Origin of the sequence: Amaricoccus sp. W119 (assembly GCF_047275745.1) — a bacterium.
GTDB lineage: Bacteria > Pseudomonadota > Alphaproteobacteria > Rhodobacterales > Rhodobacteraceae > Amaricoccus.
In genome coordinates this window covers 1-12,315 of record NZ_JBKQWU010000078.1, presented here as the reverse complement: position 1 = coordinate 12,315, position 12,315 = coordinate 1, and the positions used below count along the sequence as shown (strand labels likewise).

The following is a 12,315-nucleotide window of genomic DNA, read 5'->3' as shown; positions in this document are numbered from 1 at the left end:
CCGACGGCCGCCATCAGTGATGATCTCTATCTCAGACATAAGCACGTGCTCAGGCATATGCCTAAGCCTCCATGGCTGTGCTCAAGTGTCCGGTCGAAACGGGGGCCAATTCAAGCCCGCTGTCGTCGACCTTATTCAGCCCGGTGAGAGAGATCGGTGTACGCCGCAGGTCGCCGTCGCGGCCTGCTTCGTGAAACACCGCGAGTTTGACCTTCGGCGTCCGCAGCTTATCGAAGTTCTCTGCCCAAGCCGCTTGGCGCTCGCGCGCATCCTTCAGCTGCATCGGCTTAAGGTCCTTGACGTCGATCTGTCCGAGCCCCCTGACCGTGACCTCGAACGATCGTTCGTCTGCCTTGGCGGGCGGTGTCTCGGCGACGGAGGCGTCGCGCAGCGGCAGCAGTTGCATGGTCACGCTCACTGGCTCGGAAAGCATGAGCCCGTCGTTGATTGACTGCTCCTGATAGCGGGCCACGCCGAAGCGCACAAACGGCTCGGAGGCGCGTATCGGCCGTAGCTCGACGTCGACATACCACTCCTCGCGGTCGATATCAAAGCAGGGCTCGAAGGTGATGAGCGACACGGTCAGGAACTCGTAGTCTTGAGCTTCGGCCTTGTAGGCTTCGCCATTCTTGGGCTGGCCCGTCTTGGGGATCGGCATCCGGGCGCTCGGCACGAATCCGGGCCGATGCGGACCCTTGCCGAGCTTCTCGAACTCGCCGAAGGCGGTCGGCGGGATCAGGAAGCCGGACTGGGGGCTCGCGTCGCCGCGGATCGGGTCGCCGCCCCACCGGGTGACGAACTGCCCGCCGGCGCCGAGGTCGCTATCCTGGAAGTTGTCGAGCTTCATGGTCCGCCCGCCGAAGGCGATCTGGTCGCGATCGACGTTCGGGCCGGTCAGCTGCCGGTAGTCGGGCGGCCACAGGATCAGGGCGACGCGCTCACCTTCGCCGGAACTGAACCACCCGCGCCCAAAATAGAGGCGGGTCATCGCCCGGCGCGTGACCTTGTGGACCGGGAGTCCGAGCGGTGAAACGTCGGCGCTTCGCGAGAACAAAAAGGAAGGTTCCGGGCGGCGGATGTCGGGCACCGCGGGCCGGGCCGTCGAGCGCGACCAGACCTCAACCGTCTGGGTGTTCAAGATGGACTGGTCTGAGCGGCGCAGCGGCTGTCGGCGGAACAGCATCTGCCGCGCGTCGTGGACGTAGGTCGGCGCTGTCTCGAAAGCGGCGGCATGCCGGCTGACGGAAACAATGCGGAGGCTCAGCCGCCGCGCCAGCGTGTCCCTGAACCGCTGCGGACGCTCGCTCTTCAGCGTGCGGGTCTCCTTAACGACGTCCCGCGCGCCATCCGGCATGGCGATACGCTGAGCGATCTGCACCGTCGCCGCCGCTGCGAACAGTGGGGCGAGCTCCATCGAGGTCAGACGGCCCTCGGTGCCGGCGAACACCGGCGCGCCGGGCGGCCTGCCGGCCTTCACCTCATCGCGGAGCCCTTTCGCCGGCGGAATGGCGCAGCCTCCCTGGCCGTCATCGACAGGCCAAATCAGCTCGCCGATCGCCCCATGATTCGGCAGGTTGGAAACGCTGAGCAGGGTTATCGTGCCGCGCGGCAGCTTTACGGACCCGTCCTCTGCGACCTTGAAGCCAAGTACGTCGTCTGGCGACACGTAGGCCCGAACGCCGTCCTTTTGGATCAGCGTCGGCCAACGGCCAGAGCGCTTGAAGATCATGCTGCGGCCGCGGTTGGCATCGTCGAGCTTCAGCCCATCAGTGCCAACCGTTTCGGCGAGCACTTGGAAGCCGCCGACTAGCGACAGGTCGATGGCGACCTGGCCGTCGAGCAGGAGGTCGTGCGCTTCCTCCTGATCCACCTTGGGCGGCTCCAGGATTTCGTTGCAGGCATACTCATCCTTCCGCCTGAAGGCCTTGATTGCGCTGGGGTCCTTCCAGCGGACGGGCGCCGGCTTGGTGACGGCATGGCAGGCGCGCAGCGTCGTCACCGCCGCGATCTCCTCGACGGGCCACTTGTTCTTCATGGCGTCCAAAAGCTGTTCGGCCACGCTTAGTAGCGTCGCCATGTCTGGAAGCGCCGCCCCATCGATACCGCTCAGCGGTTGAGTTTTCCCCGAGGTCTTGCAAGCGGCGCCGACCCGCTCGGTGCAGATCGCCGCGAGCCTGTTGCGCAGCAAAGTGTCGCTCGCCGCGGCGCTCGCCTGCAGCGCCATCGTCTCGATGACCCCGAACGTGTCCCTCAACACCTCCGGACTCGGAAGGCAAGCGATCTCGAGGTCGAAGTCTTCACCGGGGTAGAGGCCGACGTTCACTCTCTGAACACGCGTCCCCGATCCCGCCCTTTCGGGTCTCAGCGTACCGTCGGCCTTCATCCGCCATACACCCGCGTGCTGGGCGATGTCTCCGATCATCGCGGGCGGAGCCGGTCGTAGGTCGGTCGCTGACAATCCCAGCCTGGAAACGACGACGACCAGTGGCAAGGCGTTGGGAAACCTCCCTCCCGCGTAGAGCGGGACTGCGAGATCCTTCTGAAGGAAGCATGCGCTACCCCGGATTCGCGCCCTGATTGAGTAGCTTTCGATTGCCGGGTCGGGAAGGAAGCCGTTTTCGCCTCTGACCGTGCTGTTGGTTCCACCCGGGATGAAGACCGGAACACCGCGGTCACCGCCTCTTGGGGAGAGGGCGACTTGGCGCCGATTAGCAACGCCTTCGGCGTCTAGCGCATCGAGCGTGCGAGTGATGGCCACTGGAAATCCGCTTGGGATCACTCTCGGCTGCTCTCCGGGTTCCACTTTGGGCACGACTTTCGGGGGCCGATTGGGCGTGTAGGCGACGTCGAGGAGCCCGCCGCGACGGATCGCGGCGGTGTCAGGTGCGTTGTCGAGCTTGCCGTGACGCACCACGAGCTCGAAAGCCGCCTCCGGGGGGAGGACGACGCGCTGCGTTGTTTGCGGAAGCTCCCGGTCGCGCCGCTCGACATAGGCGCCGTTGATGGGGTCGCTGTCACTGAGAACTGCGAGATTGGACGGCGTGTTGTTCCACGACCTGACGATCGCCTGATCAACCAGCTCGTACCCCATCCGGCGCAATCGCCGTTCGGCAAGGTGGTTGGGCAAAGCAAGGGTCGGGGCGGATATGGGATGCGCGAGGAGAACACTTGCCTCACGCAATCGTCCTTTGCCTGGGCCGTCCCTTGGCCTGCGGGAAGCGCATTCCTACCGTTGATCCTAGGCTGCAAGCCCTTTAGCGGCATTGGTCGGCAGGCCGCCATTCGCGCCGTGACATCCCTCAAACCTCCTCCGCATCGCCCTCACCGCCCCCCCCCCGGGCCAGTAGGAGGTAATGATCTCGCGGAAGTCCCCGCGCAGCGCGCGGAAATCCTCGTGCTCGCATCCAACCCACGCGAAGGGGCACCGGGCGCCCTGCCCTTCCCAAGGCTCGGCGCGGACGGCGTCAGCGAGCCGCCCGCCGGCTGCGCGCTCGATCCAGCGCACGGTGATCACCGGCGGCGCGACGATCGGCTGCCGCTCGGCGGCGTCGGCGACCTCGAGGAAGACCTGGCCGCGCGCCTCCGGGGGGAGCGACGACAGCAGGCGGGCGATCGCGGGCAGCGCGGTCTCGTCGCCGGCGAAGAGATAGAAGTCGGCGTGGCGCTNTGGCCGCGCGCCTCCGGGGGGAGCGACGACAGCAGGCGGGCGATCGCGGGCAGCGCGGTCTCGTCGCCGGCGAAGAGATAGAAGTCGGCGTGGCGCTCTCCGCGAAGCGGCTTCCGGGACCCGCGTCGGCATGGCGGACGAAGTCGATGTCGAGCGTCCCGGCGCCGGGGTCGATCGCCCGGATCGTGTAGCGGCGGAGCGCGACCCGGCCCGCGCCCCCTGGCCAGCGCACCAGCCCGCCCGGCCCGAGGCCTGGCGACGGGTACACGGCGGATTGCGCCGCCGCGCGTCGCTCGCTGGGCGGCCCGCTCCGGACGGAGCCCTGGCCTCCCTCGCCCCGCGTCGTGGCCCTCGCGCCAAATCCTGGCCGGACGACCGTTTGCCGCTCCGGCAGCTCTACGTCGAGGCCCGGGCGATCGAGATCATCCCCGAGGCCCTGGCCAGCGCCATTGGCGACCCCCGCCCCGCCGCGCGGGATCTCGGCGCGCGTCAGCGGCGGCCCCTATCGAAGCGCACTGCGACGACGCGCTCTCCGTCGGCGGGATCGCCCACGAGATCGGCCTCGGGTACGAGGTCGGCCGGGGCGTCTACGGCGAGGTCAAGCTGGTCCGCCTCGAGCGCGCATACCGCGCCCTGTGCGAGGACTGCGTTTCCGTCGCCAAGGCGAGCGCCCTCGCCGGCTAGTCCGCGCCGGCCAATTTCGCGACCGCCTTACGCCGACGGTACGGGATCACACCGCGCGAGGCCCGAGGCGGAAGATAGCCCGTCATACGCTTGTCGAGAACTCGTGACGGCGCTTTTCTCTATCGTTGACCGCAAAAAGCGCTCTTGCCCGTCATCCGCTACTATGTCCGATAATGTTCGACAGTGACTACCGACTCAGACAAAGTACCATTGCCGCGCGGGCCTCGAAGGCTGCCGGGAGGCGGATCTCCGCTCGCCGTCTACCCCGCGACCACCAAAGCAGGCGGAAGTCGTCTGGTGAGCCGGATTCGGACAGGCTTCGTCTATCACAGCAGATCCCATTCGGGCGCGTGGCACACTGTGGGCCAGCTGGCCGAGCGGGCAGATACACCGACGGAACAGCGCCCGGGCCCACCTCTAAGCCGATACCCCCTGCCCTACGCGCGAGATCGCAGCCTGAACCCGAAGCCGGCAATCCGCCAACTCAGACGATCAACGCCGGCCTGCACGACCACCACGGCGCCGACGCCGCACCCAAGATGCCGAATTTCCCCGCATCCGTCGGCCGACCACCCCGGCTTCGTGCGCCCCGGAGTACATGGCTTCACTCGACGCGCCACCTCGCCACCCGGGTACCACGGGAAGCTCGCACGCAGCTCGCGCTATGCGGTGTCGATGAGGCAAGATCAGAGGCGGCGGACCCGACCCGGGCGTCGGACGCCTGGCTTCCCTCACCTGAGCCAGTTGAGTCGATGGCGGAACAGCCTGCGGGTCGCCGCCGGAGCCATCGTTCAAGTTGCGCAAGCTCTCCCCGCTGGGCAGTCCGGGCCCGTAAACTCGCCAACTGAAAGTCCGGCACCAATGCGGTCACTCCGCCACATGACCCGCGCCATCAGCGCCACCGCGAAAGCTTGTGGCTGGGTCCTACTAGCCCATTGGCTTTGCAGATCGGACCTCCATTCTCATCCAAATAAGCTTGAGGCCTTAACCGTTGACAAGCCCATTGCACTTCTGGACCGATCGCAGGTCTTCCGGCGGATCGATCAGCTCGTAGGATCTCCACACCGAGCACTTCAACGGGCTTCAGCGCGCGGTTGTTGGCCGGGCACCGTTAGACACAAGCTCTGTCGCGCCCTGCGACGGTCTCCGATGTAACAGAGTCTGCCCGAACCTCACCCTTGCGACATCGACGCTCCGGGCTCCCAACGCCAGCGCGCGCGGTGGATCAACCCATTCCTCTAGAACCTGTGCGCGGATCGACCGTTCGAGGTGGACGGCAAGCGCAGTCGGTTTTCCGCACCCTTCACATGCGGGTCGGATCCGAATCGAATAACCTTGAGTCTTGTAGGCCTGCCGCCTCGTCGATGATTTTGCCAGAGTCCTTCACCCGCAGCCCCAGGAAGTCTCCGAGCCATAAGCCAGCCTACGCTCTGCAGGCGCGAAACTCCCGTGACCTTCGTTTTCTGTTGCCTCGGATGCGCCGTGTAGAGGATCTACCCGCATTTGACAGCCGTACGCATCCCACTTATGCGTTCAATATGAAGTCTTTACGTGATCTGCACACAACGAGAAACGGGCACGATTCGTGCTGATCGACTCCCTCTGGATACGCGGACCAAACGAGTTCGGAGTGCTCCTCGTCCGCAGAGGCTGATCCACCGCCAGAAGTCGCGATCCCGCCCAACATCAAAAAATATTGAGAATTGGCCGTTTCCGCGGTAGATAACGCTTTGAGTGGAAAAAGCGCGCTAAAAGCGGCACCAACGGAGCAAGGCATGCAGGCCATCGACGAGTCGGCGACCGATACCGAGCGGCCATTCGACCAGATCATTCTCGAGCAGGGCTCGAGGATCTCTGATCGTCTCAATATGCTGCGGCTCGAGCAATACCCTCCGAATGCGAGGAAGTCGCTTCGCCAATTCTCCCTCGCGGAGGTCGCGAACTTCATTGGCGTCGCCCAGACGACGATCAAGAAGCTCGATCTTGAAGGGAAGGGGCCGCAGCCAGCGACCTCGCCAACGGGGCGCCGCAGCTACACGGCGGAGCAACTGGCCGAGCTTCGCGAGTACCTGGACAAAAACGGACGGCCGGGTAAGCGGCGATACCTGCCGCATCGGCAATCCGGCGAGCATCTGCAGATCATCTCCGTCGTGAACTTCAAAGGCGGGTCGGGCAAGACCACTTCGGCCGCCCACCTCGCGCAGTACCTCGCACTGCGAGGACACCGAGTGCTCGCGATCGACCTCGACCCACAGGCCTCTCTGACCGCGCTTCATGGAATTCAGCCTGAGCTCGACGATGTTCCCTCGCTCTATGAAACGCTGCGCTACGATTCAGAACGTCGGTCCATCACCGAAGTGATCCAGCCCACGAATTTTCCGAACCTCGATATCGTGCCCGCGAACCTCGAGCTGCAGGAGTACGAGTATGACACGCCCGTTGCGCTCACGGGCGAGAACGCTGCCGAGGGTCGGTCCTTCTTTACCCGGATCTCCGACGCGCTTCGGGAAGTCGACGACAGGTACGACATAGTCGTCATCGACTGCCCGCCGCAGCTTGGCTACCTGACGCTCACCGCGCTGACAGCTTCGACTGCGGTGCTTGTGACTGTCCATCCGCAGATGCTCGACGTGATGTCGATGAGCCAGTTTCTCCTGATGCTCGGGGGGGTGATGCAGAGTATCCGGGAGGCGGGGGCCGAGGTCAAGCTTCAGTGGTACCGTTACCTCGTCACTCGCTTCGAACCTACCGACGGACCTCAGAAACAGATGGTCGGCTTTCTGCAGGCGATGTTTCCCGAGCAAATGCTCTCAAATCCGATGGTCAAGTCGACGGCGGTCTCGGACGCCGGGATCACGAAGCAGACGCTCTACGAAATCGATCGGGCTCAGTTCGTCCGCTCGACGTATGATCGAGCTATCGAGGCTCTGAACGCGGTCAACCAAGAGCTCGAAGAGCTCGTCCACCATGCGTGGGGGCGGGCATGAACCAACGAATCGACCGCCCGTTGACAGCCGTACGGAGCGGGTTTTCTTGTACGTATTCAACCACCTGTTTGAGATCGACAGAAGCTTCCGATGGCTCGTAAGGACCTCCTCAAAAACGTGCTCGATCCCGCTTCCACCGAGGCGCGATCCGATCCCGCGAGCCGCGCGTCCTATGCGGTTCGGGGCGCCTCGAAGCAAATGAAGGTATCGATCGACAGCCTAGCCGAGGCGTCGCGACAGCTCCGGGAGGGCGGGGTGATCGTTGAGATCGAACCCGACCTGATAGAGGCCTCCTTCGTGTCCGACCGTCTCGGGATGGAGGACGAGGAGTTCGAAGCCTTGAAGGCCTCGATCGCCACCGGCCAGCAGGATACGCCCGTGCTCCTGCGACCACATCCCAAGGCCGCGAACCGTTACATGGTGGTCTTTGGCCATCGGCGCGTCCGCGCGGCGCACGAGCTCGGCCGGAAGGTCAGGGCGATCGTGAAGCCGCTCGACGACGTGGCACATATTCTCGCACAGGGCCAGGAGAACAGCGCGCGCGCCAATCTCTCGTTCATCGAGCGGGCGCGCTTCGCGCAGAGCCTTAGCCTGCTCGGACAACCCCGGCCGGTCATCGAATCCGCCTTGTCGGTCGACCCCAGCCTGCTGTCCCGGATGCTCTCCGTCGCCCAGGGCATCCCCGAGGATATCGTCACGGCGATAGGTCCGGCGAAATCCATCGGACGTGACCGGTGGGACGAGATGAAGCGATTGCTCGCCTCCGCTGAGGTTCTAACCGCTGCGCGCACCATCGCCGGGGAGGCAGAATTCGTGGCCGCGACGAGCGATGCCCGTTTCGAGCTGCTTTTCAGCCGGCTGAGCTCGGCCGTCGATCGCAGCGAGAAGGGGACCCGCAAGGCGCGTTCCTCCAAGCCCAGCGTCAAGCGCACCTGGACGGCGAACGGTGGCCGCATCAAGGGGGTGATCGCTAGATCGGGCCGGTCCTGTCAGATCTCGCTGACGTCACAGGATTCAGCCCAGTTCGGCGAGTATCTCGCCAGCAAGCTGGACGAGATATATGCGTCGTTTCTCTCTGAATCGAAGAAAGGTGGCCCATCGTGACCCCGGCTCAGATTGAGGCGCATCTGGAGGGCAGAGGCGGTACCCCCGACTTCTGCTCTCGGAAAAGTTAACGAGCAGGAGAAAGGAGGCACAGCAGGACAGAAAGAGAAAGACCCTCCAGACCGCGAGGATCCGAAGGGCCTAACCCGGACTTTGACACGCCAAGGTTAGCCCATTAGTCGAATCGGCGTCAAGAACACCCTCGCGGTGAATGAGGGCGGCTGTCCTTGTGATACCGATATGGAACACATCGCAACAGCGGCCGGCAGGCCGATAGGTCAGGCCTTGCCAAACGGCAAGGCAGGGCAGGGCGGGAGTTTGCCCAATGCCAAGCACAGGTGGCGAGATATCTTCGACCCAGTGACGACGGCTCGCGCCGAGCTCGCATTGAACGCGACCGACCTCGCGGTCCTGCGCGCGATCCTCAGCTACCTGCCTGGCGACTGGATCCACGTTGACGCACCCGAGGCGCACGTGTGCTTCGCAAGCAATCGCGCCATCGCCGACCGCGTCGGCCTCAGCGGTGACTCGACCGTGAATCGCGCCCTCCGCAAGCTGGAGGCAGCGGGCATCGTCCAGCGTCGCGCTTCCGCGAACCACAAGCGATATCCCAGGCGCACCCGGCAAGGTGAGGTCATCTCGATCTATGGGATCAGCCTCGCTCCGGCGTTCGAGGCTCATGACCGTGTGCTGGCACTCGTCCAAACCCTCACCGCCCGGGCGAACCGCATCGACATCCTCCGCGCTCGCTGCGCGGATCTCATCGACCACTTGCGAGCGTCGAACCCTGACCCTAACACCGGCACCATCGAACTCGTCAACGCGGCTCGAAAGCAGCTCCGACGCGTTCCAACCGAGGCCGCGCTTTCAGAGCTGCTCACAGCACTCGAAGTACAACTCTACAAAGTTGGAACCCCCACCGCAGAGGAAATGAAAGCACCCTCCAGCGTATTGAGCGACAACGACAATCAAATTGAGCAACACAAAGAAGCGGAAAAGAATCCTCCCGTCACTTACGATGACCTGCGTTTGGCCTTCCCGACTGTCACGAGCTTCACCGACTCGGCTTCGGACGCACGAGAATTCGAGCAAAGAGCTGACATCCTGGCAGAATCGCTTCCCGATACAGCCAGTGCATGGAGGCGTGCGAAGCAGGTTCTGACCTTTCCTCGAGCCTACATCCTCCTCGGCTATGCGCTCGAGCGCGGAGACCGTCTCAGGCGTCCGGGAGCCTATATCCATGCCCTTACGACCCGATGTGCGCGGAACGCCGATCTGGCGCACGAGCTCGTCAAAACATCCATGTCTCGGTTGGCCGAACTCCCAAGAGGCCGATCGCGATGTCCCTGCTGAGGTCTCACCTGAAATCCCGCGGCTTGATCCGGAGCGCGTCGATATGCCCATGCGGATCCGCCATGTCGCGCGCCTTCGGCAAGCCGGCGGGACCATCCGACTGTCCGGACGCGCGCCCGTGGTCGAGTTCCGCGTGGGGCAGGGGAGGACCATCGCCCTCAGCCCCGATCCGGTCGAGCTCCGCCGAGAGGTCCGTCAGCCTCCGGGCGATCAGATGCACGACGGCGCCCTCGCGCTGGATCCGGCCGCGCACCGCCATCAGGCGCGCGCCCAGCACGACACGCCGCTGGCGGTCGTAGAGCCTGGGCCAGATCACCAGGTTGGCGACGCCGGTCTCGTCTTCGATGGTGACGAAGAGCACGCCCTTGGCCGAGCCCGGCACCTGCCGCACCAGCACGATGCCGGCGGTGGTGAGTGTCCGGCCATCTGGCGCGTCCATCGCCTCGGCGCAGGGGACGATCCGACGGCGGGTGAGCGCGGCGCGGAGGAACGACACCGGATGCGCGCGGAGCGAGAGGCCGGCGTGCTGGTAGTCCTGGACCACCTCGGCGCCGTCGGTCATCGGGCGGAGCGCAACCGGGGGCTCGGTGGCTTCGGCGCGCGCTCCGGTGGCGCCGGCGTCAGCCGCCGCGAAGAGTGGCAAAGGTGTGTCGCGGAGCGCCTTGATCGCCCAGGGCGCTTCGCGGCGGGCGAGGCCGAGGCTCGGGCGGAAGGCGTCGGCCTCGGCGAGCCGGACCAGCGCGGATGGCGGCGCGCCGGCGCGGCGCCAGAGATCATCGACGGAAGGGAAGGGGGTGTCGCCGCGCGCGGCGACCAGGGCGGCCGCGTGGGCGTTGGCGAGGCCCTTGACCAGGCGCAGCCCAAGCCGCACCGCGAAGTGGTCGGGTCTGTCCGTGGGCTCGAGCGCGCAGTCCCAGCGGCTGGCGTTGACGCAGATCGGGCGGATCTCGACGCCATGCTCGCGCGCGTCGCGCACGATCTGCGCCGGGGCGTAGAAGCCCATCGGTTGCGCGTTGAGCAGCGCGGCGCAGAACACGTCAGGATGCCAGCATTTCAGCCAGCAGCTGGCATAGGCGATCAGAGCGAAGGAGGCGGCGTGGCTCTCGGGAAAGCCGTAGGAACCGAAGCCCTCGAGCTGGGAAAAGGTGCGCTCGGCGAAGTCCCGGGCGTATCTGCACGGCCTGAGGCCGACGACCCGGGCCCGCCGCCCGGAACTCCCAAAACCTCCATCCACGGCACGCGCCGGCGCCCCCCGGCGCCCGATGCCGCGCGCCCGCCGCGTCGGTCCCGGTTCCGACGGGCCGTATCCGCAACCCGAATGACGGAAGCCCAATGCCACGGATCATCCATCCTCTCGCCGGCCTGGTCGCCTTGCTGACCATCGCCACCTTCTGGGTTTCGACCGTGCTCTCCGAACTGTTCGGCTCCGAGGCCACGGTGACCGCCGTCAAGACGACCATTCCCTGGGGCTTTCTGCTGCTGGTCCCGGCGCTGGCGGCGACCGGGGGCTCGGGGCTGTTCCTCTCGAAGGGTCAGCGAACCGGGCTCGTCGGCGCCAAACTGCGGCGCATGCCGATCATCGCGCTGAACGGCTTGCTGGTCCTGATCCCGGCGGCCCTGTTTCTTGCCTCGAAGGCGCGGGCCGGGGCGTTCGATGCCTCCTTCTATACCGCGCAGGGGGTGGAACTCATCGCGGGAGCGGTGAACCTGACCCTCCTCGGCCTCGGCATGCGCGATGGCCTGGCCCTGAGCCGGTGGCGCCGCGGGAGCTTCCTGCGCCCCGCCGCCACCCACGCCACCCGCCTGGCCGCGCGGGAGGAACTGGCCGACGGAACCATGGTGATCCGCCTGGACAAGCCCGAAGGCTTTCGCTTCCAGCCCGGGCAGGCGGTCTATCTGTCGGTTCCCGATCCGCTGGAAAAGCCGGACGGCAGGGGCAAGGTCCGCGTCTTCTCCATCGCCAGCGCGCCACGGGATCCGATGCTGGAGATCGTCACGCGGCAGACGGGCTCCTCGTTCAAGCGGACTCTGGCGGCGGCCGAGATCGGCGCCCCGCTGCGGATCGAGGGCCCCTATGGCGACCTCGCGCTGCGCGGGGATACCGAGCGGCCCGCCGTCTTCCTCGCGGGGGGAATCGGCATCACCCCTTTCCTGAGCATGCTGCGTGACGCGGCGCGCCAGGGGCTGTCGCGGCGCATGGTCCTGTTCTACGGCAACAGGACCCCGGAGAGCGCGGCCTTCCTGCCCGAGCTGCGCGCGCTGGAGCGGCGGGACCCGCGCTTCACCCTGATCACGACGTTCACCGAGGGCGTCGCCGACCCGCGCGCCGGCGCCACGGAACAGGGCCGTATCAGCGCGGCGATGCTCTCCAAGTATCTCGATGATCCGGCAACCGCGGTGTTCCAGATCGTGCCCCATCTGGTGGTGTAGCTCACGGCGGGCCTCGCGCTCATCAGCGGGCCGAGCAGGTCAGTCGCGCTGCGCGGCAGGCAGGCTGACGGTGAGATCATCGCAGACGGG

The 12,315-nt window shown here is 65.8% G+C and carries 8 protein-coding genes and 1 pseudogene; 4 read left to right on the top strand and 5 right to left on the bottom strand.

The features are described from left to right. Positions 1-61: 61 nt before the first annotated feature. The 4 genes and pseudogenes from ACLJK8_RS20320 to ACLJK8_RS20305 all read right to left on the bottom strand — a co-directional run. Complete coding sequence (locus ACLJK8_RS20320; protein ID WP_413152184.1) at positions 62-3,091, bottom strand: hypothetical protein; 3,030 nt, start codon at positions 3,089-3,091, stop codon at positions 62-64. 147 nt (positions 3,092-3,238) lie between these two features. Continuing rightward, positions 3,239-3,601, bottom strand: a complete 363-nt coding sequence (locus tag ACLJK8_RS20315) for an SIP domain-containing protein (RefSeq protein WP_413152186.1) — start codon at positions 3,599-3,601, stop codon at positions 3,239-3,241. After that, complete coding sequence (locus tag ACLJK8_RS20310; RefSeq protein WP_413152185.1) at positions 3,511-3,720, bottom strand: hypothetical protein; 210 nt, start codon at positions 3,718-3,720, stop codon at positions 3,511-3,513. The genes ACLJK8_RS20315 and ACLJK8_RS20310 overlap by 91 nt, the downstream gene beginning before the upstream one ends. A gap of 44 nt (positions 3,721-3,764) precedes the next feature. Next, positions 3,765-3,935: pseudogene (locus tag ACLJK8_RS20305) on the bottom strand (siderophore-interacting protein); the annotation flags it as partial. A gap of 2,191 nt (positions 3,936-6,126) precedes the next feature. On the opposite strand from ACLJK8_RS20305, the gene repA reads away from it, so the two are divergent. From repA to ACLJK8_RS20290, 3 genes are all read left to right on the top strand, one after another. Then, entirely contained in the window at positions 6,127-7,338 is a 1,212-nt protein-coding gene (gene repA / locus ACLJK8_RS20300; protein ID WP_413152183.1) for a plasmid partitioning protein RepA, read from the top strand. 90 nt (positions 7,339-7,428) lie between these two features. Next, positions 7,429-8,442, top strand: coding sequence for a plasmid partitioning protein RepB (gene repB / locus ACLJK8_RS20295; RefSeq protein WP_413152182.1), 1,014 nt, complete (start codon positions 7,429-7,431; stop codon positions 8,440-8,442). A gap of 240 nt (positions 8,443-8,682) precedes the next feature. Continuing rightward, positions 8,683-9,795, top strand: a complete 1,113-nt coding sequence (locus tag ACLJK8_RS20290; RefSeq protein WP_413152181.1) for a helix-turn-helix domain-containing protein — start codon at positions 8,683-8,685, stop codon at positions 9,793-9,795. Between the two features lie 4 nt (positions 9,796-9,799). Here the strand turns inward: ACLJK8_RS20290 and ACLJK8_RS20285 are convergent, their stop codons facing one another. After that, complete coding sequence (locus tag ACLJK8_RS20285) at positions 9,800-11,029, bottom strand: OB-fold nucleic acid binding domain-containing protein (protein ID WP_413152180.1); 1,230 nt, start codon at positions 11,027-11,029, stop codon at positions 9,800-9,802. A gap of 98 nt (positions 11,030-11,127) precedes the next feature. Here ACLJK8_RS20285 and ACLJK8_RS20280 point away from each other — a divergent pair, with 98 nt between their 5' ends. Further along, complete coding sequence (locus ACLJK8_RS20280; RefSeq protein ID WP_413152179.1) at positions 11,128-12,225, top strand: ferredoxin--NADP reductase; 1,098 nt, start codon at positions 11,128-11,130, stop codon at positions 12,223-12,225. The last annotated feature ends 90 nt before the right edge of the window (positions 12,226-12,315 follow it).

Coding starts and splice junctions, on each gene's coding strand:
- repA (WP_413152183.1), top strand. CDS start 6,127: ATGCAGGCCATCGACGAGTCGGCGACCGATACCGAGCGGCCATTCGAC.
- repB (WP_413152182.1), top strand. CDS start 7,429: ATGGCTCGTAAGGACCTCCTCAAAAACGTGCTCGATCCCGCTTCCACC.
- ACLJK8_RS20280 (WP_413152179.1), top strand. CDS start 11,128: ATGCCACGGATCATCCATCCTCTCGCCGGCCTGGTCGCCTTGCTGACC.
- ACLJK8_RS20320 (WP_413152184.1), bottom strand. CDS start 3,091: ATGGGGTACGAGCTGGTTGATCAGGCGATCGTCAGGTCGTGGAACAAC.
- ACLJK8_RS20290 (WP_413152181.1), top strand. CDS start 8,683: ATGGAACACATCGCAACAGCGGCCGGCAGGCCGATAGGTCAGGCCTTG.